The 20,214-nt window shown below is 69.0% G+C and carries 23 protein-coding genes; 14 read left to right on the top strand and 9 right to left on the bottom strand.

Annotation, left to right across the window (positions count from 1 at the left end; all coding sequences use genetic code 11):
• Positions 1–96 precede the first annotated feature (96 nt).
• Both ACFXI3_RS13200 and ACFXI3_RS13195 read left to right on the top strand, forming a co-directional pair.
• Positions 97–951 carry a bifunctional methylenetetrahydrofolate dehydrogenase/methenyltetrahydrofolate cyclohydrolase gene (locus ACFXI3_RS13200; protein WP_378399677.1) on the top strand — a complete coding sequence of 285 codons (855 nt, stop codon included), beginning with the start codon at positions 97–99 and terminating at the stop codon, positions 949–951.
• A complete protein-coding gene (locus tag ACFXI3_RS13195) occupies positions 951–1,262 on the top strand; it encodes a DUF3017 domain-containing protein (protein WP_344270535.1) in 312 nt (103 codons plus the stop codon). Before ACFXI3_RS13200 ends, ACFXI3_RS13195 begins: the two co-directional genes overlap by 1 nt.
• A gap of 26 nt (positions 1,263–1,288) precedes the next feature.
• On the opposite strand, the gene ACFXI3_RS13190 is transcribed toward ACFXI3_RS13195, so the two are convergent.
• Both ACFXI3_RS13190 and ACFXI3_RS13185 read right to left on the bottom strand, forming a co-directional pair.
• Positions 1,289–2,467 carry an MFS transporter gene (locus tag ACFXI3_RS13190; RefSeq protein ID WP_378399676.1) on the bottom strand — a complete coding sequence of 393 codons (1,179 nt, stop codon included), beginning with the start codon at positions 2,465–2,467 and terminating at the stop codon, positions 1,289–1,291.
• A 185-nt stretch (positions 2,468–2,652) separates the two neighbouring features.
• Entirely contained in the window at positions 2,653–2,976 is a 324-nt protein-coding gene (locus ACFXI3_RS13185) for an ArsR/SmtB family transcription factor (protein WP_378399675.1), read from the bottom strand.
• A 109-nt stretch (positions 2,977–3,085) separates the two neighbouring features.
• Between ACFXI3_RS13185 and ACFXI3_RS13180 the strand changes: the two genes are divergently transcribed.
• Positions 3,086–4,276 carry an MFS transporter gene (locus ACFXI3_RS13180; protein WP_378399674.1) on the top strand — a complete coding sequence of 397 codons (1,191 nt, stop codon included), beginning with the start codon at positions 3,086–3,088 and terminating at the stop codon, positions 4,274–4,276.
• 13 nt (positions 4,277–4,289) lie between these two features.
• Positions 4,290–4,934 carry a spermidine synthase gene (locus ACFXI3_RS13175; RefSeq protein WP_370932104.1) on the top strand — a complete coding sequence of 215 codons (645 nt, stop codon included), beginning with the start codon at positions 4,290–4,292 and terminating at the stop codon, positions 4,932–4,934.
• Position 4,935: 1 nt separating this feature from the next.
• Here the strand turns inward: ACFXI3_RS13175 and ACFXI3_RS13170 are convergent, their stop codons facing one another.
• Positions 4,936–5,517 carry an HhH-GPD-type base excision DNA repair protein gene (locus tag ACFXI3_RS13170; protein WP_378399673.1) on the bottom strand — a complete coding sequence of 194 codons (582 nt, stop codon included), beginning with the start codon at positions 5,515–5,517 and terminating at the stop codon, positions 4,936–4,938.
• A gap of 27 nt (positions 5,518–5,544) precedes the next feature.
• Entirely contained in the window at positions 5,545–6,306 is a 762-nt protein-coding gene (locus ACFXI3_RS13165) for an AraC family transcriptional regulator (RefSeq protein WP_378399672.1), read from the bottom strand.
• Between the two features lie 50 nt (positions 6,307–6,356).
• Here ACFXI3_RS13165 and ACFXI3_RS13160 point away from each other — a divergent pair, with 50 nt between their 5' ends.
• Complete coding sequence (locus ACFXI3_RS13160) at positions 6,357–6,770, top strand: DUF2000 family protein (RefSeq protein ID WP_378399671.1); 414 nt, start codon at positions 6,357–6,359, stop codon at positions 6,768–6,770.
• Positions 6,771–7,007: 237 nt separating this feature from the next.
• Here ACFXI3_RS13160 and ACFXI3_RS13155 read toward each other — a convergent pair whose 3' ends face one another.
• From ACFXI3_RS13155 to ACFXI3_RS13145, 3 genes are read right to left on the bottom strand one after another with little or no spacing between them, the layout of a single operon-like run.
• Entirely contained in the window at positions 7,008–7,610 is a 603-nt protein-coding gene (locus ACFXI3_RS13155; protein ID WP_378399670.1) for a class I SAM-dependent methyltransferase, read from the bottom strand.
• A 29-nt stretch (positions 7,611–7,639) separates the two neighbouring features.
• On the bottom strand, positions 7,640–8,005 hold the full coding sequence (locus ACFXI3_RS13150; protein WP_116201667.1) for a DUF2203 domain-containing protein: 366 nt from the start codon (positions 8,003–8,005) through the stop codon (positions 7,640–7,642).
• 37 nt (positions 8,006–8,042) lie between these two features.
• The gene (locus ACFXI3_RS13145; protein ID WP_378399669.1) at positions 8,043–8,519 is read right to left on the bottom strand and encodes a hypothetical protein; all 477 of its coding nucleotides are present in this window, start codon (positions 8,517–8,519) and stop codon (positions 8,043–8,045) included.
• A 229-nt stretch (positions 8,520–8,748) separates the two neighbouring features.
• On the opposite strand from ACFXI3_RS13145, the gene ACFXI3_RS13140 reads away from it, so the two are divergent.
• Together ACFXI3_RS13140 and ACFXI3_RS13135 are read left to right on the top strand one after the other, a co-directional pair.
• The gene (locus ACFXI3_RS13140; protein ID WP_344270567.1) at positions 8,749–9,972 is read left to right on the top strand and encodes an NADP-dependent isocitrate dehydrogenase; all 1,224 of its coding nucleotides are present in this window, start codon (positions 8,749–8,751) and stop codon (positions 9,970–9,972) included.
• Between the two features lie 191 nt (positions 9,973–10,163).
• On the top strand, positions 10,164–10,475 hold the full coding sequence (locus ACFXI3_RS13135; RefSeq protein ID WP_344270570.1) for an SH3 domain-containing protein: 312 nt from the start codon (positions 10,164–10,166) through the stop codon (positions 10,473–10,475).
• A 391-nt stretch (positions 10,476–10,866) separates the two neighbouring features.
• On the opposite strand, the gene ACFXI3_RS13130 is transcribed toward ACFXI3_RS13135, so the two are convergent.
• Positions 10,867–11,598 carry an MBL fold metallo-hydrolase gene (locus ACFXI3_RS13130; RefSeq protein WP_378399668.1) on the bottom strand — a complete coding sequence of 244 codons (732 nt, stop codon included), beginning with the start codon at positions 11,596–11,598 and terminating at the stop codon, positions 10,867–10,869.
• Positions 11,599–11,662: 64 nt separating this feature from the next.
• Here ACFXI3_RS13130 and ACFXI3_RS13125 point away from each other — a divergent pair, with 64 nt between their 5' ends.
• From ACFXI3_RS13125 to yhjD, 5 genes are all read left to right on the top strand, one after another.
• Positions 11,663–12,478 (top strand): exodeoxyribonuclease III, encoded by an 816-nt coding sequence (locus ACFXI3_RS13125; protein WP_344270743.1) that lies wholly within the window; start codon positions 11,663–11,665, stop codon positions 12,476–12,478.
• Positions 12,479–12,891: 413 nt separating this feature from the next.
• Positions 12,892–13,308: a hypothetical protein gene (locus ACFXI3_RS13120; RefSeq protein WP_378399667.1), complete on the top strand. Its 417-nt coding sequence runs from the start codon at positions 12,892–12,894 to the stop codon at positions 13,306–13,308.
• A 392-nt stretch (positions 13,309–13,700) separates the two neighbouring features.
• Positions 13,701–14,720: a tryptophan--tRNA ligase gene (gene trpS / locus ACFXI3_RS13115; RefSeq protein ID WP_344270578.1), complete on the top strand. Its 1,020-nt coding sequence runs from the start codon at positions 13,701–13,703 to the stop codon at positions 14,718–14,720.
• 42 nt (positions 14,721–14,762) lie between these two features.
• Positions 14,763–16,019 carry a hypothetical protein gene (locus tag ACFXI3_RS13110; RefSeq protein WP_378399666.1) on the top strand — a complete coding sequence of 419 codons (1,257 nt, stop codon included), beginning with the start codon at positions 14,763–14,765 and terminating at the stop codon, positions 16,017–16,019.
• A gap of 54 nt (positions 16,020–16,073) precedes the next feature.
• Entirely contained in the window at positions 16,074–17,087 is a 1,014-nt protein-coding gene (yhjD, locus tag ACFXI3_RS13105) for an inner membrane protein YhjD (protein ID WP_378399665.1), read from the top strand.
• 70 nt (positions 17,088–17,157) lie between these two features.
• Here the strand turns inward: yhjD and ACFXI3_RS13100 are convergent, their stop codons facing one another.
• Entirely contained in the window at positions 17,158–18,387 is a 1,230-nt protein-coding gene (locus tag ACFXI3_RS13100; RefSeq protein WP_378399664.1) for a D-alanyl-D-alanine carboxypeptidase family protein, read from the bottom strand.
• A gap of 42 nt (positions 18,388–18,429) precedes the next feature.
• Between ACFXI3_RS13100 and ACFXI3_RS13095 the strand changes: the two genes are divergently transcribed.
• Together ACFXI3_RS13095 and ACFXI3_RS13090 are read left to right on the top strand one after the other, a co-directional pair.
• Entirely contained in the window at positions 18,430–18,675 is a 246-nt protein-coding gene (locus ACFXI3_RS13095; RefSeq protein WP_378399663.1) for an SCO4848 family membrane protein, read from the top strand.
• Positions 18,676–18,752: 77 nt separating this feature from the next.
• Positions 18,753–20,135 carry a S8 family serine peptidase gene (locus ACFXI3_RS13090; RefSeq protein WP_378399662.1) on the top strand — a complete coding sequence of 461 codons (1,383 nt, stop codon included), beginning with the start codon at positions 18,753–18,755 and terminating at the stop codon, positions 20,133–20,135.
• Positions 20,136–20,214: the final 79 nt, after the last annotated feature.

Raw genomic sequence — 20,214 nt, 5'->3', positions numbered from 1 at the left:
AAGACGCGCGGGCCGATCGGGTGGTGTCGTGGACACACAGGGTGTAGGGCGCACTAGTGGATAGTGATGGATAGTGTCTCTGCGACAATGGCCGCCGTGACGGCGAAGATTCTCGACGGCAAGGCCACGAAGAACGCCATTTTCGCAGAGCTGCGCCCGCGAGTGGCCGCGCTCGCGGAGAAGGGGATCACCCCTGGGCTGGGCACGGTGCTGGTCGGCGACGACCCCGGTTCCCACGCCTACGTGAAGATGAAGCACGCCGACAGCGCGAAGATCGGCGTCAACTCGATCCGCCGCGACCTGCCCGCGGACATCTCGCAGGAGAAGCTCGAGGCCGTCATCGACGAGCTGAACGCCGATCCGGCCTGCCACGGCTACCTCGTCCAGCTGCCGCTGCCGAAGCACCTCGACGCGAACCGCATCCTGGAGCGCATCGACCCCGAGAAGGACGCCGACGGCCTCGCGCCGATCAGCCTCGGCCGGCTCGTGCTCGGTGAAAAGGGCGCTCTGCCGTGCACGCCGTACGGGATCATCGAGCTGCTCAAGCGGCACGGTGTCGAGCTGAACGGCGCGCAGGTCACCGTCGTCGGCCGCGGCATCACCGTCGGCCGCACGCTCGGCCTGCTGCTCACCCGGCGCAGCGAAAACTCCACCGTCACGCTTTGCCACACCGGCACCCGTGACCTCGCCGCCGAGGTGCGCCGCGCGGACATCGTGATCGCCGCGGCGGGCGTGCCCGGGATCATCAAGCCGGACATGGTCAAGCCCGGCGCGGCGGTGCTGGACGTCGGCGTTTCCCATGTGGACGGCAAGCTCACCGGCGACGTCGACCCGGCGGTCGCCGAGGTGGCCGGCTGGATCTCGCCGAACCCCGGCGGCGTGGGCCCGATGACGCGGGCGATGCTGGTCACCAACGTCGTCGAGGCCGCGGAACGCGCGGCCGCCCGCTGATGGCGATGACCGGTCCACGGCAGCGCGGCGCTCGCCCCTGGCTCGTCCACATGCCGTTCGCGGTGATCATGCTGCTGCTGGCCGTGGCTGTGGTGCGGGCCTTTCAGTACCACTGGCGCGAGGGCGCGGCGCTGGTCGGCGTAGCACTGTTCGTGGCCGGCGTGCTGCGCGCGGTGCTGCCGGAGGAGCGCGCCGGGCTGCTGGCGATCCGCGGCAAGGTCGTCGACATCCTCACCTACGGCGCGCTGTGCGCCGCGGTGCTCTACATCTCGCTGTCGATCGTCGGCGGCCCGTTCGACGCATCGTCCTAAAGGAACCGGGTCCTAAAGGAACCAGGTCAGGACGCGAGCGCGAGTTCCTTCTGGACCCGCGCCTCGCGCCGGTCCAGCAATCCGGACACCGCGGCGATCGACACCCCGAGCACAGCCAGCAGCGCGCCGACCCAGTTCGGGGCCAGCAGCCCGAGGCCGCCCGCGATGACCAGGCCGCCGAGGTACGCGCCGATCGAGTTGGCGATGTTGAACGCCGACTGCACCGCGGCCGAAACCAGCGACGGCGTGCCGCCCGCCTTCTCCATGATCCGCGCCTGCATCATCGGGCCGATCATGAAGCCCGCGACGCCCACGAAGAAGATCGTGACCGCCGCGCCGACTTTGCCCTGCGCGGTCACGGTGAAGATCGCGAGCACGGTCGCCAGCGCGAGCAGCGCGACGTACAGGCTCGGCATCAGTGCCTTGTCCGCGAGCCGTCCGCCGAGGTAGTTGCCGATCGTCATGCCGACGCCGGCCAGCGAGAGCAGCACCGTGACGTTGGCGGGCGAGTATCCGGCGACGTCGGTCAGCATCGGCGCGATGTAGGACATGCAGGCGAACACGCCGCCGAGGCCGAACATCACGATCGCCAGCGCCAGCCACACCTGCGGACGGCGGAACGCGCCCAGTTCGCCGCGGATCGACGGGTCCGCCGGGCGGCCCTGGTGCGGCACCAGTTTCGCGATGGCGGCGATCGCGAGCAGGCCGATCACCGCGACGACGCCGAACGTCGCGCGCCAGCCGACCTGCTGGCCGAGCAGCGTGCCGAGCGGGACGCCGATGACGTTCGCCAGCGTCAGGCCCATGAACATCATCGACACGGCCTTCGCGCGCTGGCCCGGCTGCGCGAGGCTGGACGCGACGACCGCGCCCGCCCCGAAGAACGCGCCGTGCGGCAGGCCTGCGAGGAACCGGAACGCGATGCCGAAGTCCTGGTTCGGCGAGAGCGCGAACAGCGCGTTGCCGACCGTGAACAGGCCCATCATCGCCAGCAGCATGGTTTTGCGCGGCAGCCGGACGGCCAGCGCGGTGAGCAGCGGCGCACCGACCACCACGCCGAGTGCGTAGGCGGAGATGAAGTAGCCCGCGGACGGGATGTCGATGTGGAAGTCCGCGGCGGTCAGGGGCAGCACACCCATCATCACGAACTCGGTGGTACCGATGCCGAAGGCACCGACGGCGAGCGCGAGCAACGCGACGGGCACGGCTCTCCCTTCCTGGAGAAATCGTTTTCTCAGCGCCTGGGTCGCAGGCTTCTGAAGCGCTTTAGAACGAGGGCAAAAAACTAGACAGCCCCGACGTCGTCGTGCTGTCTCGCTCTAGTTGAACCGATGGAGGGCGGCCTTGTCATCCCGGTATTCGGGTGAGGCCCGCCACGTAGCGCGACCGCTCAGCGCGGCGCGGCCAGCACGCCGTCGAGCAGGCCGGGGAACAGCGCGTCGAGATCGTTGCGGCGCAACGCGTTGTACCGGGTGGTGCCAACCTGGCGGCCGACGATCACCCCGGCCTGGCGCAGCGTCGCGAGGTGATGGGTGAGTGTGGACTTGGTCACCGGCACCTCGAAACCGCTGCACGAGATCTCCGTTTCGGAGTTCGCGAGCTGCCGGACCATCGCCAGGCGGACCGGGTCGGCCAGCGCGCGGAGCACCGCTTCGACGGTGATCTCGTCGCGGTCCGGATAGGCGAGCGGCGGGAGCGGCGCGGAGGCGGGCATGCGTCCATAGTACGACGGCTGTCGAAATTGTCGATGCCGCCGTGTACGGTCGTCATCGAACTACGACGTTCATCGAACTATCCGTTCAGGTCTCATTGGGGGGACATTCATGTCCAGCGTCTCGTCCTCGGCGGCGGCCCGGAACTCGGTGCTCGCGTTCGGGGCCTTCGGCGTCGGCACCAGCGGCTACATCGTGGCCGGGCTGCTGCCGGCGCTGACTTCTGAGCTGCACATCTCCGCGACGGCCGCGGCGCAGCTCGTCACCTCGTTCGCCATCGCGTACGCGGTGGGCTCGCCGTTGTTCGCCGCCGCCACCGGCCGGTGGGAACGGCGGACGCTGCTGGTCGCCGCGCTCGCGGTGGCCGCGGTCGGGAACATCTTCGCGGCCGTCGCGCCGGGGTACACCACGCTGCTGATCGCGCGGGTCGTCACGGCGATCGGGGCCGCCGTCTACACCCCGGCCGCCACCGCGGTCGCCGCGGAGCTGACCACGCCGGACCGTCGCGGCCGAGCCGTTTCGCTGGTGTTCGGCGGGCTCACTATCGCGCTGATCTTCGGCGTCCCGCTGGGCAGCGTGATCTCCCAGCAGTTCGGCTACGAGGGCGCGTTCCTGTTCGTCGGCGTCCTCTCGGCGCTCGGCGCGCTCGGGGTGCGGGTCGCGTTGCCGAAGGTCGCGCCGCCGCCGGCGGTCGGGCTGGCCGAGCGGTTCGCGGTCGCCCGGGACAAGCGGATCGTCGCGTTGCTGGTCACCACCACGCTCGCCTGCCTCGCCGCGTTCATGGTCTACACGCTGGTGTCGCCGGTCCTGTCCGCCACGGCCGGGGTTTCCGGCGGGACGGTCACGGTGCTGCTGTTCTGCTACGGCATCGGCGGCGCGATCGGTAACTTCGCCGGCGGCCGCGCGGCCGACCGGTGGGGCCCGCGCAAGCCGCTGCTGATCATCCTCGCCGTGTTCACCGCTGTGATGGTGCTGCTGCCGTTCACCGCGACGACCGTCGTCGGGGCCGGAATCACGTTGTTCGTATGGGGCGTGGCGAACTGGTCGTTCAGCCCGCCGGTGCAGCATCGGCTCATCGAGCTGTCTCCGGGGCACGCCGGTCTCGCGCTGTCGCTCAACGCGTCGGCGATTTACCTGGGCGTCGGGCTGTCCGGCGTCGTCGGCGGCGCGGTGCTGACCTCGGCCGGGGCCACTGTCCTGCCGGAGATCGCCGCGATCCTCGCCGCCGCGGCCGCGCTGGTGGTCGTGTTCTTCTGGGGCACGAGGAAGCGGGTTGAGGTCCGCGAGGAGGTCGCGGTCTGAGAAGCTGCCGGGCGTGGCGGAGGTACTGGAGACCGTGCCCGGGCACGGCGGAGAACTGGTGCTGCGGCGCGATGGCGCCGAGTTCGAGGTGATCGAAAACGGGATGTTCCTGATGGACACCCGAAACGGCGAGTCGGAACGGCTGCTCGTGACCGGAGCGGCCGACCGGCTCGCCCCTGGTGCGCGGGTGCTGATCGGCGGTCTCGGCGTCGGGTTTTCGTTGCGCGCCGCGCTGGATCATTCCGCGGTCGGCTCCGTGGTCGTGGTGGAACGCGAACCGGCGGTGATCTCGTGGAACCGCACCGGTCCGCTGCGCGAGGTCCACGGCGGGGCCTTGGACGATCCGCGGGTGACCGTGGTCGAGGCGGATCTGCTGGAGTGGCTGCGGACGACCGGCGAGACGTTCGACGCGCTGTGCCTGGACATCGACAACGGTCCAGAGTGGACGGTCACCGAGGGGAATGCCTCGCTGTACGCGGCTTCCGGCCTGGACCGGTTGTCTCAGCTGCTTCGTCCGGGAGGGGTGCTGGCGGTGTGGAGCGCGGGCGCGGCACCGGGGTTCACGGCTCGGTTGCGGGAACGGTTCGCCGAGGTGGACGTGGTGGAGATTCCGGTGCCGCGCGGGGAACCGGACGTGGTCTGGTTCGCGCGGGGCTGAGTCAGTTCGCCTTGGCGGCGGCCTTAGCGGCCTTCTTGAACGCGCGCACCTCGCCGAGCGTCTTCGCGTCTGTCACGTCCGCAATAGACCGACGGGACCCGCGATCTCCGTACGCGCCGGCAGCTTCGCGCCAGCCCTTCGGGGCTACACCGCGTTGTTTGCCCAGCAGTGCCAGGAAGATCTTCGCCTTCTGCTCGCCGAAACCGGGCAGTGCCTTGAGCCGCTTGAGCACCTCTTCGCCGTCCGGCTTGGGACGGCCGTCGAGCCAAATGCCCTCGGTTCGGCCGTCGTAGTTCTCGATGATGTGCAGCGCCAGCGCGTGCACCCGGCGGGCCATCGAGCCGCCGTAGCGGTGGATTGCCGGCGGGACCACGCACATCTCGACGAACGCCTCGACGTCGGTCGCGGCGATCTTCGCGAGGTCGAAGCCGTCCATCCGGTCGGCGATCTTCCGCGGGCCCGCGAAGGCGTGCTCCATCGGGTACTGCTGGTCCAGGAGCATCCCGGTGAGCAGGGCGAACGGGTCGTCGTTGAGCAGCTTGTCGGCCGCCGGGTCGCCGGTCAGGTGCAGTTCGCGCAGCATGGTGCCATCTTCGCACAAACCGCCCGGTCAGCCGCGTGCGAAGCGCGCCGGGGTGGTGCCGAGGTAGCGGCGGAAGTGCCGAGTCAGGTGTGCCTGGTCGGTGAAGCCCGCGGTCGTCGCGACGGCGGCGGGCGGGGTGCCGTCGAGCAGGAGCCTTCGGGCGTGGTCGACGCGGCGGCCGGTGACGTACCGGTGCGGCGGCAGCCCGAAGCGGCGGCCGAAGGCGCGGACCAGGTGGACCGGGTGCGCGCCTAGGACGGCGGACGCGTCGGCCAGCGTCAGCGAATCCGGCAGGCGTTCGTCGAGGAGGTCGCGCAGGTCGTCGGCCAGGCTGCGGTCGGGTGGGGTGATGGCCGGGCGGCCGAGGTGCAACCGCAGCCGCTGGGCGACCAGGGCGAGGCGGCTTTCGGCTTCCAGCGGTTCGGCGAGCGACTGGTGCAACTGGTGGATTCTGGTGCGCAGCAACGGATCCGGCAGGCTCGGCTGATCGACGGCGGCCCCGATCAGGTCGACGCCGAGCACGTCGGCGTCGAGGTAGAGCACGCGCTTGCGGAAGCCCTGGCTTGTGGCGGCGCGGCCGTCGTGCGCGACGTTCGGCGGCAGCAGCGTGACGGCCGTGCCGAGTGCGCCGTGGTGGTGCCGGTCGAGGTCGTAGCTGATCGCGCCGTCGTCGACGATCAGCAGCGTCCAGGTGTCGTGCGTGTGCGCGGGGTAAGCGTGATCGGTGAACCGGGCGTGGAACGCCTCGGCGATCCCAGGCACCGAAGGACGCCAGGCCGACACCGTCATGTTCAAAACGTACAAGACCCGCGCGCGGCGCCGAGCCGATGCTGTCTCGCATGAACCGATTCGACACGAAGATCGCCGTGCTGCTGCGGGACGACCTGGCCTCGTGGCAACGGCTGAACGTCACGGCGTTCCTGGTGAGCGGCGTGGCCCACACGACGCCCGAACTGATCGGCGAGCCCTACCTCGACGCCGACGAAACCGAGTACCTGCCGATGTTCCGCCAGCCGGTACTCGTGTTCGCGGGCACCGCCGAGACGCTCGCGCTGGCGCACAGCCGGGCGCTCACGCGGGGTCTGCGGTTCTCGATCTTCACCGACGAGCTGTTCCAGACCGGCAATGACCTCGACAATCGCGCCGCGGTGCGAGCGGTGCCGACGGAGAAACTGGCGTTGGCGGGGATGGCTGTGCACGGGCCGAAGAACGCGGTGGACAAGATCCTCAAGGGTGCGCAGCTGCACGGCTGAACGGAGTATTTTCGCCGCAGCGAAAGGGAATCCTGCCAGACGGCTGGGACTGGGCACGCCTCGAACTCAGCGCGCCTGCCGGACAACAGTTGCACGAGGGCACCTACTCGGGCGTCAGCGTCCGAGAACCGAACTCGCCGCAGGTCGCGACGCCGAGCTTCATCGCGTTTCGCGGGACCGCGCAGACCCCGGAGGTGCCTGCGCGGCCGCCGATTTCACCGTTTCCCGCCTGGCCGCTTAGGCCTCCGCGAAAACCGCGAAAACCTGCCGCACCCGGTCGCCCTGATCGAGCGTTACGTGCTGCGCCGTCGCCGAGCTGAATCCGGCGTCGGTGGCCAGCGCGGCGGCTTCGTCGAGGGTGCCCGGGACGCGCAGGTCTCGCGGGTACACGTCGGCGAACCTGCCGGTCGGCTTGAAGCGTTCCGACGACACCACGCTGAACGCCAGCCTCCCGCCCGGGCGCAGCACTCGCCGCCAGTCGGCCAAGGCGCGCGCGCCCAGGAAGTGCAGTGCCGAGGCACAAACGACCGCGTCGGCCTCGCCGTCGCCGATCGGCAGCGGGACCGCGGAGCCGACGTGCCAGGAGATCCGGCCGTCCGGATCGCGGTCGGCGGCCTTGCCCCGGGCGATCTCGATCATCGCGGGGGAGAGGTCGATCGCGAACACCGCGGTCGGGTCCAGCTGCCGGAGCGCCGCGTAGGCAGCCGCGCCGGTGCCTGCCGCGACGTCGACCAGCAGGGTGGGCTTGGGGGCCAGGCCGCCGATCAGCTGCTCGGCCACATACGGGTGGAAGGTGTCCTCGTCGTATCCCGCCGCGTCGGCGTCGAAAAGTGTGCTCACCCAGCCACCGTAGTGGGCTTGACCAGTGATTATCCGGGCAATCGGCGACGGCCGGCGAAACCGAGGTCGGCCCGGTGGTACCAGGTCAGCTCCCGGTCGCCCTCGAGCCAGCACAGCAGCACGTCGTCGCCGTCGAGCGAGGCCGGGAAGTCCACCAGCAGCGGGGCGAACCCCTTCAACTCGGCCCCGGTCGCCTGGATCGCGGTCATCAGGTCGTCCAGCCGGGCCTGCGCGGCCTTCCATTCCGGCAGGCCGCCGAGGCTGGTGTCCCGCCCGCCCGGACGCAGGGACGCGGCGAGCTCGGCGGCGTCGGCGCGGACCCGGATCAGTTCGGCGAGAACGGGAAGCAGCCGGGCGAGTTCGGTGCGGGCCTCGGCTACGGTGAACAATCCCATCTGCAAATAGTCTCACCGGGCCCGCGCCGTCTCGCCGCTACCTGCGTCGTCGCGCCAGCGTCGCCGCCAGGCCCGTGCCGACCAGCAGGAATCCGGCGCCGAGCAGCGCGCCGGACACCAGCCAGCCGCCGAATCCGGCCGCCAGCTCGTCGCCCGGCAGCAGGCGCAGCAGGTCGATTCCGGTCCGCGGCGACACGAGCGTGGCGACCCCCGGCAGCACGCCCCAGACCACTCCGCCGACGATCGGTCCGGCGGACGACCACGCGCCGAGCGCGGCCACTCCGACCAGCAGCAGCGCGCCGACCACCATCAGCGCGGTGCCGAGGCCGTCGCCGTGCTCGCCGAAGGTCGCCGACACCTGCGTCTGCTGGCGGTAGCCGCCGAAGGCCAGCACGCCGACCGCGATGGGCGTGAGGACCAGCCCGCACAGTCCGCTCAGCACGCGCGCGACGGCGCGGCTGGCGGGCTGGCCGGCCATCGCCGGTTGGGCGGGGTAGGGCGCGGGGTACGACATGGTGTGACCTCCCAGGCTGTGGTTACGCGATGGGATGATCGCCGGGCTCGTCCGGTTCCCCTCGAGCGGGCTCCCGGATCGTGCCCGGTCGGAGAGCCGCGTCAAGGGTGGTAGAGACTTGATTCCGACCACTTCTGGAACCATCCAGCTCTGTTAAGCAGTACGCTTGTACCGCTATCGGAGAGCGAAGAAGCGAACGCGAAGATCCGCGGAAGGAGCACCGCTGCTCATGGCCAAGATCAAGGTCCAGGGCACCGTTGTCGAACTCGACGGCGACGAGATGACCCGCATCATTTGGCAGTTCATCAAGGACAAGCTGATCCACCCGTACCTGGACGTCAACCTGGACTACTACGACCTGGGCATCGAGGAGCGGGACCGCACCGACGACCAGATCACGGTCGACGCCGCCAACGCCATCAAGCAGCACGGCGTCGGCGTCAAGTGCGCCACGATCACGCCCGACGAGGCGCGCGTGGAGGAGTTCGGCCTGAAGAAGATGTGGGTGTCCCCGAACGGGACCATCCGCAACATCCTCGGCGGCGTGATCTTCCGCGAGCCGATCGTCATGCGGAACGTGCCGCGGCTGGTACCCGGCTGGACCAAGCCGATCATCATCGGCCGGCACGCGCACGGCGACCAGTACAAGGCCACCAACTTCAAGGTCCCCGGCCCGGGCACCCTGACGATGACCTACACCCCCGAAGACGGCTCCGAGCCGATGGAGTTCCAGGTCGCGAACTTCCCCGAGGGCGGCGGCGTCGCGATGGGGATGTACAACTACCGCAAGTCGATCGAGGACTTCGCGCGCGCGTCGCTGCAGTACGGCCTCGACCGCGAGTACCCGGTCTACCTCTCCACCAAGAACACGATCCTCAAGGCCTACGACGGCATGTTCAAGGACGTGTTCCAGGACATCTTCGAGGCCGAGTTCAAGGCCGACTTCGACGCCAAGGGCATCACCTACGAGCACCGGCTGATCGACGACATGGTCGCCGCGTCGCTCAAGTGGGAGGGCGGCTACGTCTGGGCGTGCAAGAACTACGACGGCGACGTCCAGTCCGACACCGTCGCGCAGGGCTTCGGTTCGCTCGGCCTGATGACCTCGGTGCTGCGCACGCCGGACGGCAAGACTGTCGAGGCCGAGGCCGCGCACGGCACGGTCACCCGGCACTACCGCCAGCACCAGCAGGGCAAGCCGACCTCCACGAACCCGATCGCCTCGATCTACGCGTGGACCCGTGGCCTCGAGCACCGCGGCAAGCTGGACGGCAACTCGGAGCTCATCGGCTTCGCGAACAAGCTGGAGCAGGTCGTCGTCGACACCGTCGAAGGTGGCAAGATGACCAAGGACCTCGCGCTGCTGGTCGGCAAGGACCAGGAATGGCAGACGACCGAGGACTTCCTCGCGACGCTGGACGAGAACCTGGCCAAGAAGATCGCGCAGGGCTGATCTTTCTTTAGCCGTTTGAGAGAAGGGCACCTCGGAGGAGTCTTCCGAGGTGCCCTTCTCTTTTTTGTCACTCTTCGTGTTGTGTCGGTGACAGGATTGGCACCTCCGGGTGGAATGGGGTCGGAAACCTGTCCGGGCGACGGCGGACTGCCTACTCTGGACGAGGGGTTTTTCGCGACTGAGGAGCGGCCGTGATTCTGGGTTTGCCCAAGAAGACACTGATTATTATCGGCGTCATCGCTGCGGTCGTGGTCATCTACGCGTTCGGCCAGAAAGGTCAGGCGGACGCGCAGGGATCCCCGACCGGCTGCAAGGTCTCGGTGACCGCCGACGTGCTCAACGCGCGGGAAACCGCCGCGGGTAACGGGAAAGTCATCGGGAAGTACCTGCGCGGCGCGGAATTCGACGCACAACCCGTGGTGCAGAACGGGTTCCGGAAGATCGCCGACGGCAAGTGGGTCGCGGACAGCTTCGTGACGCCGGTGCAAGGGGCCAAGTGCTGAGTCCGGTTCGTACGGGTGCCTGGGTCAGGCGCTGATCGTCCTCTGTGCGCACGGACTGCTTGCCGCGCTTGGGTTCGTGTGGTTGCTGGGTTCGATGCGGCGCGTGGTTCGGCTGGGACCGGCCGGTCGCTGAGCTTGGTTCCGGGCGTTGTCCGGTGTGGTGTCTCGACTCTGATGGTCGTTCGCTGGTGCGTCCCATGTGGTGGGACGGTTTCGGTTGTCCAACCGGGATTGCCGCCGATCGGCCGAGCCGATGCCCCCGTGCGGCTCGGAACCTTCGCGATTGCCGGATTCCTTTACGGCACCCGCTCCGGTTCGGTTTGCTCTCCGAACTGCTCGGTACCGGCGCGAAACGTGCGGTGGGTGATCGCGATTTTTATCCGGTGCGCGATTATGCGTGATTCAGCATGAGTCCTTCTTCCGCGGCGAGCACTTCTCCGGAGAACTCGGCGCGGGCTTCGGCCACCGAAACCGCGCGGTCGGAACCGGGCCAGAAATGCGTGAGCAGCAGCGTCCGGACATTCGCCGCGGCGGCAAGCCGGCCTGCTTCCGCGGCGGTCATCAGGTAGCGCGGACCGTCCGGCGGTGCGCCCTGCAGGGTGGCTTCGCAGATGAGGACGTCGGCGTCGTGGACGAAGTCGGCTAGTTGCGGAGTGGGACCGGTGTCGCCTGTGTAGGCGACGGTGTAGCCGGGCGTGTTGAGCCGGACTCCGTAGTTCGGCACGTGGTGCCGCAGGAGCGCGGCGGTGAGCCGGAAGGGGCCGAGGTCAGTCTCCGGGCCGAGGTTGTGGAGGTCGAAGTTCTCGCCGGGGGCCGGATCGGGCTCCATCGCGGCGAGCCGGTGCACGGTGCCGGGAGTGCAGTGCAGCGGGAGCTTGCGGTCGGTTGTGTAGTGGCGGGCCCGGCCGAGTGCGCTGACGTCCGCGAGATGGTCGGGATGCTCGTGGGTCACGACGATCGCGTCGAGCCGGTCGGCGGGGACGTGCCGGAAGAGCTGGGCGGCGGCTCCGTAACCGAGGTCGAGCGCGACGTGGAAATCCTCGTGGGACAGCAGGAAACCGGCGCAGGCGCGGCCGGGTTCCGGCCAGGCTCCGCAACTGCCGAGGACAGTCAGTCTGGGCATGGCAGTCATTCTGGACCTCGCCGGACCTGCCGTGCGCGGAAAATTGTCGGACCCGGCGGGTAGCGTGCGCGGGGTGCTGATCGTCTCCACTGTCAACGTCAATGGTCTCCGGGCCGCCGTCAAGAAGGGCTTCGTCGAGTGGCTGGCCGCCACTGAGGCGGATGTCGTCGCGTGTCAGGAAGTGCGGGCCGAGGCCGCGCAGCTGCCCGCGTCCGTCGTCGCGCCGGAGGGGTGGTTCGCCGCGCACGCGCCTTCGGCCGCGAAGGGGCGCAACGGGGTCTCGCTGTACAGCCGCGTCGAGCCGGACGAGGTGCGGACCGGGTTCGGCGAGCCCGAGTTCGAGGACAGCGGGCGGTATCTGGAAATGCACCTGCCCGGCGTGGTGGTGGCGAGCCTGTACCTGCCGAGCGGCGACGTCGGCACCGAGCGCCAGGACGAGAAGGAACGCTTCATGGCCGCGTTCCTGCCGTACCTGGTCGAACTGCGCGCGAAGTCGGCCGCGGAGGGCCGGGAGGTCGTCGTGGTGGGCGACTGGAACATCGCCTACGACACGGTCGACCTCAAGAACTGGCGCGGCAACCAGAAGAACTCCGGCTTCCTGCCCGAGGAACGCGAGTGGATGGGCCGCGTCTACGAGGCGGGCTACAGCGACGTCCAGCGTCGTCTCGACGCCGAGGGTCCCGGGCCGTACACGTGGTGGTCCTACCGGGGCAAGGCGTTCGACAACGACTCGGGCTGGCGCATCGACTGCCAGCTGGCGACCCCCGGTCTCGCGGAGAAGGTGACGTCCGTGGTGGTCGAACGGGCAGAGTCCTACGACCAGCGCTGGTCGGACCACGCGCCGGTCACCGCGAAGTACGACGTGCCGTTCCCCGGCTGAGCCGGGTTGTCCCGCTGGTGACTAGCTGGTGAATAACCTGCTGAGAGTAGTTCGGGTTTGTTCCGAGGGGTGATTCTGTCCGGTTTCGCCGAGGTTGAGGACACTGTGCGTGGTCCCGCGAGCCGCGCACGGCGCTGACCACCGACGACACCGAGACGGCAGGGGTGCCCATGGTTACTCCCCGAGTGGGCGCTAGCCTCGGCACCCGAGTTGATCAGATCCGACAGGTCTTGACACGCTCGGTAGTTTTCTGACCAGTAGCACGTCGAGAACTCATCCTTACGGGTGAGACGCTCACTCAGAACAGTCACCTCGCGGGAGGCACTCCGGTGCGCAACCCAGGCCGGTTCGTGACACGGTCCACGCTGGCTCTTGGCCGTCCAGCGCTTCACGCGTCCGTCACCCCATCGGGGGTGTCCGGCGCGGAGGCGGCCGAGCGGACTCCGGTTCGCGGCTCGGCGCGCGACGATTTGGCGGGCGGCAGCACCCGTACGGCCGCTTCCGGCCGCTCGTGGGCGGTCGCGGGCGGGCGAGTCTTGGCGGTGCTCGCGACGATGCTGGTCGCGGCCGTCGGAACGGGCGCGACGGCTTTCGCGGACACCGGTGTCGTCCGCGCGGAGACGACTTCGACCGGGTTCGGAATGCTCGGACCGGTCGGGCTGGTCGCGGTCGGTTTCGGCATCATCGGGATGGCGCTGGGCGTCGTCCGGCAGCGGCGCAAGGCCCGCGCGAAGGCGATCGAGGCGGTGGCCGCCGCCAGGACTATCGACGAGGAGCCGACCCGCCCGCTGGAACCGGCTCCGGCCGCGCTGCCCGTGCGGCAGTCCTAGTCACCTGGCCGATTCTCCGGCAGCGGCGGTGAGTTTCCCCGCCAGAACTTTCTTACGGCCTGGTCGCCACTGAGCCGCCAGCAGCCCCGACGAGGCACGGCCCAGTTCGCAGCGTGCCTGGACCTGAATCCCTGGCGGTGCTGAATCGTCGGCGGCTCCAAGCTGCGTGCAGTTCGGAGCTGGGGTCTCGCGGCGGTGCTGGATCGTCGGCCGCCCCGAACCGCGCTCAACTCGGGGCCGGAGCCCGGCGGCTCTGGAAATCGCCCAGCAGCGGCTCCTCCCCGGAAGCGGATCTTCGGGTGGAGGCCGTCAAGGCGTCCCGGCTGCCCGGCCGCACCGCGAACCGGCGGGGCCGCGGCGGCGGCGGCTTCGCTGCCTGAAAGAATCCTGGCGTGTCCGACGAACAGAACGGGCGCCTGCGGGTGCTTTCCGGGATCCAGCCGACTGCCGACTCCTTCCACCTCGGCAACTACCTCGGCGCCCTGCGTCAGTGGGTGCGGCTGCAGGACACCCACGACACCTTCTACTGCGTCGTCGACCTGCACGCGATCACCGTCGAGCAGGACCCGAAGGTGCTGCTCGAGCGGACGCGGCGCTCGGCCGCCCAGCTGCTCGCGATCGGGGTCGACCCGGCGCGCAGCGCGCTGTTCGTGCAGAGCCACGTGCCCGAGCACGCTCAGCTGAGCTGGGTGCTCGAATGCCAGACCGGCTTCGGCGAGGCCGGCCGGATGACGCAGTTCAAGGACAAGGCAGCCAAGCAGGGCAGCGACCACGCGAGCGTCGGCCTGTTCACCTACCCGGTGCTGATGGCCGCGGACATTCTGCTCTACCAGACCAACGCGGTACCGGTCGGCGAGGACCAGCGGCAGCATCTCGAGCTGACCCGCAACCTCGCACAGCGGTTCAACAGCCGGTTCGGCAAGACGTTCGTGATGCCCGAGCCGTTCATCGTCAAGGACACCGCGAAGATCTACGACCTGCAGGAACCGACGGCGAAGATGAGCAAGTCGGCGGCGACCGCCAACGGGCTCGTCGAACTGCTCGAGGACCCGAAGCGCTCGGCGAAGAAGATCCGGTCCGCGGTCACCGACACCGGCCGCGAGGTCCGGTTCGATCGCGAGGAGAAGGCGGGCGTCTCCAACCTGCTCACCATCTACTCCGCGCTGACCGACCGCACCGTCGCCGACCTCGAAACCGCTTACGAGGGCAAGGGTTACGGCGATCTCAAGAAGGACCTCGCCGAGGTGCTCGTCGACTGGGTCACGCCGCTTCAGGAAAGCGTCCAGTCCTATTTGGACGATGTCGCCGAGCTGGACCGGATCCTCGCCGCTGGGGCACGGCAGGCTCGTGAGGTCGCGTCGGCCACGCTCGCGTCGGTCTACGAGCGGATCGGGTTCCTGCCCGCGAGCTGAGTGAGGCGCACACACAACAAAGTCCAGGGGGGACGGAATAGCGTGAAATTCAAAACTGGTTTGTGGCCGATCAGTGTCGCGACGCTGGCGCTGGTCACGTCGTGCAGCGGAATGTCCGGATCGGGCAGCGAGAAGGCGAAGGACCCGAACGGCGACGGCCAGACCGTGCAACGGCCGGGTTATGCGAACTCGCAGTATCCGGACCCCGCTCCGATCAAGGAAAAAGCGAACCCGCAAGCGGTGCGGATCGGCGGCAAGCCGGTGGTCCAGGCGTGCAACCTGCTGACCGTCGCGGACCTCGTCGCGCTCGGGATCAGGGTCGACTCGCGGCCGGACCCGAACGGGGCCACCTTCGAGCGCCGCTACCTGGTCGGCGACGGTTCGGGACCGCTGCGCTCGTCCGAAAACACCTACGCCAAGGCGCTGACCTCGGGCGTAAACCACTGTGTGTACAGCCTGCAAGACAATCAGGGCAATCAAACGCACGAGCACCTGGCGGTCGCGGTGTCCCAGCCGGCCTACGTGCCGACCGTGAACACCAAGCCCTACCTTGACGACGCGGATCCCAGCCTGACAGTCGGCCCGGTGAAGATCTTCTCCAAGCGCCGCAAGACGGACAGCCCGTCGGACGCTTCCGGCGACGCCGCGCTGGTCCTGGGAGACACGCTGGTCGACTTGGACTTCGAGCTGAAGGCGGACAAGAGCGCGGGCAAGCTGCAGGATCTCGGCAAGAAGGTCGCCGAGAACTTCGCGAAGCAGGTGAGCGCGCCGGCCGGGGCGAACGTCATCGGTTACGACAGCGCGGCATTCCCGAAATCGGTCGCGCAGCCCTGCCCGATGCTCACACCCGACGCGGTGACCCCGGCGATCGGCACCGACGTTTCGCCGATGGTCGCCGAAACCCCCGCCACCGCTGTCGGCGACATGATCATGACCAACAGCACCGAGCACAACTACGTGCAGATCGACTGCGAGCGCGGCACCGGTCACGACAACGGCATCGACCGGCGCGCGCTGCACCTGACCGCGATCAGCTTCCTCGGTGAAGACGCGGCGAAGAGCTACCTCGGATCCGCGCCGAACGACGGCCAGTCCGCGCCCGCGCAGGTCGGGGACGAGGGGCAGGTGCGCAGCAAGGGCCAGGCCCACGGCGAGGTGCTGTTCCGCAAAGGCCGTTTCGTGTTCAAGCTCTACCTCGCCGACCACAACGCCGCACCGGACGGCGTCAGCGGCGCGGACGCGACCCGGCTGCTGGTGCCCGCCGCCCAGAAGATGATCTCCGCCTTCCACGACCAGTAACCGCGCGGGCACGCTCGCGTTGCGGGGCCCGGTCGCCGTGGTTAGCGTTTTCCGGTGGCGAAAGAGACCGGTGACAAGGAAAAGCTGCTGCCCCGGCTGCGGCGGAAGTACCCGTGGCTGGATCACCTGATCCGCGCCAACGATTCCTTCAACGAAAACTACGGCAACCATTACGCGGCGGCGATCACGTACTTCAGCGTGCTGTCGGTGTTCCCGATCTTCATGGTGGCGTTCGCGATCGTCGGCATGGCGCTCGGGCACAACACCGCGGTGATCGACCAGATCACGCACGGGATCGACAGTTCGGTCCCCGAAGGCCTGCGCGGCCTGGTCAAGCAGATCACCGACGCCGCGCTGAAGTCCGGCAGCGGCATCGGGGTCTTCGGGCTGCTGCTGGCGCTCTACTCCGGCATCGGCTGGATGGCCAACCTCCGCGACGCGCTCACCGCGCAGTGGGGCCAGGAGAAGAAGACGGAACCGTTCGTCGGCCGGACGATCAAGGATCTGCTGTCGCTGCTCGGTCTCGGGCTGGCGCTGGTGGTGTCGTTCGCGATCACCGCGGCGGGCAGCGGTCTCGGCGAACTGCTGCTGAAGCTGGTCGGGCTGGAAGGCCAGGGGTGGGCGAAGTTCCTGCTGCACCTCGCGACGATCGTGCTCAGCCTGATCGCCAACGCGCTGGTGTTCCTGTGGGTGATCGCGCGGTTGCCGCGGGAGCACGTCGCGCTGCGGAGCGCGGTCAAGGGCGCGCTCATCGCCGCGGTCGGATTCGTGGTCTTGCAGCAGGTCGCGACGGTCTACCTGGCGAGCGTCACGAAGTCCCCGTCGGCAGCGATCTTCGGGCCGGTGATCGGGTTGCTGGTGTTCGCGAACCTGGTGTCGCGGTTCCTGCTGCTGGTGACGGCGTGGACGGCGACCGCGCGGGAGAACCAGCGCCGCGTGGTTCAGCCGCCCGCTCCGGTGTTGCTGGAGCCGCGGATCACGGTGCAGCACGGGCTGGGGCTCGGCTCCGTGGCCGGCGCGTTCAGCGCGGGCGCGCTGCTGGCCTGGCTGGGCCGCCGAAAGGGCTGACTGAAGCCGTGAAGGGCCCCTTGAGGGAATGAGATTCCCTCAAGGGGCCCTTCACGGACCTAACCGGTCGCTATGCCCGGGAGTTGCGTTTCCGCTGATAGCTGATGACGAACCCGGCCACGATGATCACCAGCACGATCACCGTCAGGATCCAGCCGGTCGTCCCGAACGGATCCGGCTTCTCCGCGGCCGCGGTAGTCGCGCCCGCGGGGGTGACCTGCTTGTCGGACATCGGGGCGGAGTCCGCGCTCAGCGGCTGGTAGGCGATCTGGCCCACTGGCTGCGCGCCGTTCTTCTCCAGCGCGAAGCCGTAGTCGAGCAGTTTCGCCGCCTGGTCGACCACCTTCGTCGGGCGCTGTTCGGCCCGCATCATCACGATCGCGAGGCGGTGGCCGTCGCGTTCCGCGCCGCCGACGTAGGTGTGCCGCGCGTCGTCCGTGAAGCCTGTTTTCCCGCCGAGGAAACCGGGATACACGCCGAGCAGCTTGTTGTCGTTGAACACCGGAATCGGCGGCTTCCCGTCAATCGCCGGGATCGTGAAATTCTTCGTCGCCACCACCTTGGCGAATTCCGGCTGCTTCATCGCGTAGTGGAAGACGAGGCTCAGGTCGTACGCGGAGGTCGACATGCCCGGTCCGTCGAGGCCGGACGGGGTCGCCGCGCGGGTGTCGGTCGCGCCGATGCGGGCGGCGAGCGCGTTCATCTTGGCGACGGCCGCGTCGGCGCCGCCCAGCGCGGTCGCGAAGGCGTGCGCCACGTCGTTGCCCGAGTGCATCAGCAGGCCGTGCAGCAGCTGGTCCATCGTGTAGTGCCCGCCCGCGGCGATGCCGACGCAGGTGCACTCCTGCTCGGCGTCCTCCTTCGTCGGGACGATGCCCTGCTCGGGCTTCAGCTCGGTGACCACCACCAGCGCGAGCAGCGTCTTGATCAGCGACGCCGGCCGCTCCCGCGCGTGCGGGTCCTTCGCCGCGACGACCGCGCCGGTGTCGAGGTCCTGCAGCACCCACGACGCCGAGGTGTCGCCAGGGGGCAGCGCGGGCGCGCCCGGCGGGAGGATCGGGCCGCAGCCGCCCAACCGGTCGCCGCCGACGGGCTGGGCGGGCACCGGAAGCGGCGGCGGGACGGTCTGTCCCGGCTTCGGCTTCTCCGAGGTGTCCACCGGGGCCGGCGGCGCGGCGTGCTCGGTGCATTGCTCCGCCAACGCCGGGGCGGCGAAGGCGACAGGCGCGGCGACGGCTACGAGGGCTGCGGCGAGTGGCGCGGCGAATGCTCGCAGCGACCGGGCGAAAGCAGGGTGCACCCACGCAATCTAGCGCCGATGGCCCGGCGGCATACTCGAGACATGCGCATTTCACGAGGTACAGCGATGGCCTTGTTCGCTTTCGGCATCTGGTCCTGGATCATCTGGATCACGTTCGCCAAGAACCTGTGGGCCAGCAACCAGTCCTGGGCGGCCGACGGTTCACCCACTGGGTACTTCATCGTGCACGCGGTGCTGACGGTTGTTTCGTTCGTGCTCGGCACCGCCATCGGGGTGCTCGGCTGGCGCGGCATCCGGGCGACTTCCCGGGACCGCGCGAACACCTGATGCGGTGACCGTCCTTTGGTCGGTGGCGAGGCGTGCCGGGGCTGGCTTAGTTTCGGGCGACCGACCATGGAGGCTAAATGTCCCGTTTACGTCGATTGCTCGTCCCCATCGCGGTGGCTGGGGTCGCCGCCGGCGCGGTGGCCGTGCCAGCGTCCGCCGCGCCCGCGCCGTCGTGTGACACCACCAGCACGCAGTACAGCTACGTCGTGCTGTATCAACCGGGCGAGAAGCAGCGTTCGGTCGACGCGGAGCTGAGCGCCAAGTGCGGCAAGCGGATCGCGTACTACCCGGAGATCGGCGTCGCGGTCGCCAGTTCGCGCAACGCGGACTTCGCCGACCGGCTCGGCGTGAAGCGGGCGTACTCGGCGGGCAAGGACGTCGCCGCGAAGGCCGCCGCCCGCGCCGGACTGCGCTCGGCGGTCGGCATGCTGGAGCGGACGGAGAGCGTCGCCGCCGGTGACGATTTGTCGACTCAGCAGTGGGACATGCGCGCCATCCACGCTCCTGAGGCAAACAAGATCAACCCCGGTTCGCGATCGGTCACCGTCGGCGTGCTGGATTCCGGCATCGACGCCAATCACCCCGCGCTCGCGCACGCGGTAGACGCGCGGTCGTCGACCGGCTGCGTCACCGGCGCACCGGACGCTTCCGCGTGGACGCCGACGAACTCCGACCACGGCACGCACGTCGCGGGCACCATCGCAGGCAAGGACCCCGCGCGCGGCTTCACCGGCATCGCGCCGGGCGTGCGCTTGGCGTCGGTGAAGGTGGTGAACGACGACGGCTACATCTTCCCGGAGGCGGCTGTCTGTGGCTTCGTCTGGGCCGGACAGCACGGCTTCCAGGTGACGAACAACAGCTACTACATCGACCCCGGGATGTTCTACTGCCGCAACGAAGCAGGCGACGCTGCCGCGTACGAGGCCGTACGGCGCGCTGTCACTTACTCGACGCAGCGCGGGACTCTCAATGTCGCTGCAGCGGGTAACTCCGGCTTCGACGTGCGTACGCAGACTGTGGACCCGAACCGTCCACACAAGATTGACTCTTCGTGCGGCATCCTGCCGAAGGCGATCGACGGCGTGGTGACGGTGTCTGCGGTTGGTTACGCGGGTACGAAGTCTGCTTACTCCAACTACGGCTCAGTCACGGTTACCGCGCCGGGCGGGGATTCGGCGCAGAAGCCGCCTGCCGGGCAAGGCGCGGGGTGCCCGCTGTCGACGGTGTTCAACGGCGCTTACGGCACTAAGTGCGGCACCTCGATGGCTTCCCCGCACGCGGCCGGGGTTGCGGCTCTGTTGGCTTCTACGCACCGGAACGCGCCGCCACGCGCTTTGGCGGCTTTGCTTACCGCGGAAGCGGATCCGGTGGCTTGCGATGTTTCGGCGTGCTCCGGACCGGCCCGAAACAACTCGTACTACGGCCGCGGCCTAGTGAACGCCCTAGACGCAGTCCACTGACGTACGTGAGGGGAACCCTGAGGGACTCAGAGTCCCTCAGGGTTCCCCTCACGTACTAGCCAGCGGGGCGGAGGGAGAC

Source organism: Amycolatopsis sp. NPDC059235 (assembly GCF_042754125.1).
Classification (GTDB): domain Bacteria; phylum Actinomycetota; class Actinomycetes; order Mycobacteriales; family Pseudonocardiaceae; genus Amycolatopsis; species Amycolatopsis albidoflava.
This window is presented reverse-complemented; position numbering and strand designations above follow the sequence as displayed.

Coding starts and splice junctions, on each gene's coding strand:
- ACFXI3_RS13095 (WP_378399663.1), top strand. CDS start 18,430: ATGCGCATTTCACGAGGTACAGCGATGGCCTTGTTCGCTTTCGGCATC.
- ACFXI3_RS13140 (WP_344270567.1), top strand. CDS start 8,749: ATGGCCAAGATCAAGGTCCAGGGCACCGTTGTCGAACTCGACGGCGAC.
- ACFXI3_RS13090 (WP_378399662.1), top strand. CDS start 18,753: ATGTCCCGTTTACGTCGATTGCTCGTCCCCATCGCGGTGGCTGGGGTC.
- ACFXI3_RS13150 (WP_116201667.1), bottom strand. CDS start 8,005: ATGGGATTGTTCACCGTAGCCGAGGCCCGCACCGAACTCGCCCGGCTG.
- ACFXI3_RS13195 (WP_344270535.1), top strand. CDS start 951: ATGGCGATGACCGGTCCACGGCAGCGCGGCGCTCGCCCCTGGCTCGTC.
- ACFXI3_RS13180 (WP_378399674.1), top strand. CDS start 3,086: ATGTCCAGCGTCTCGTCCTCGGCGGCGGCCCGGAACTCGGTGCTCGCG.
- ACFXI3_RS13185 (WP_378399675.1), bottom strand. CDS start 2,976: ATGCCCGCCTCCGCGCCGCTCCCGCCGCTCGCCTATCCGGACCGCGAC.
- ACFXI3_RS13165 (WP_378399672.1), bottom strand. CDS start 6,306: ATGACGGTGTCGGCCTGGCGTCCTTCGGTGCCTGGGATCGCCGAGGCG.
- ACFXI3_RS13170 (WP_378399673.1), bottom strand. CDS start 5,517: ATGCTGCGCGAACTGCACCTGACCGGCGACCCGGCGGCCGACAAGCTG.
- ACFXI3_RS13145 (WP_378399669.1), bottom strand. CDS start 8,519: ATGTCGTACCCCGCGCCCTACCCCGCCCAACCGGCGATGGCCGGCCAG.
- ACFXI3_RS13160 (WP_378399671.1), top strand. CDS start 6,357: ATGAACCGATTCGACACGAAGATCGCCGTGCTGCTGCGGGACGACCTG.
- ACFXI3_RS13130 (WP_378399668.1), bottom strand. CDS start 11,598: ATGCCCAGACTGACTGTCCTCGGCAGTTGCGGAGCCTGGCCGGAACCC.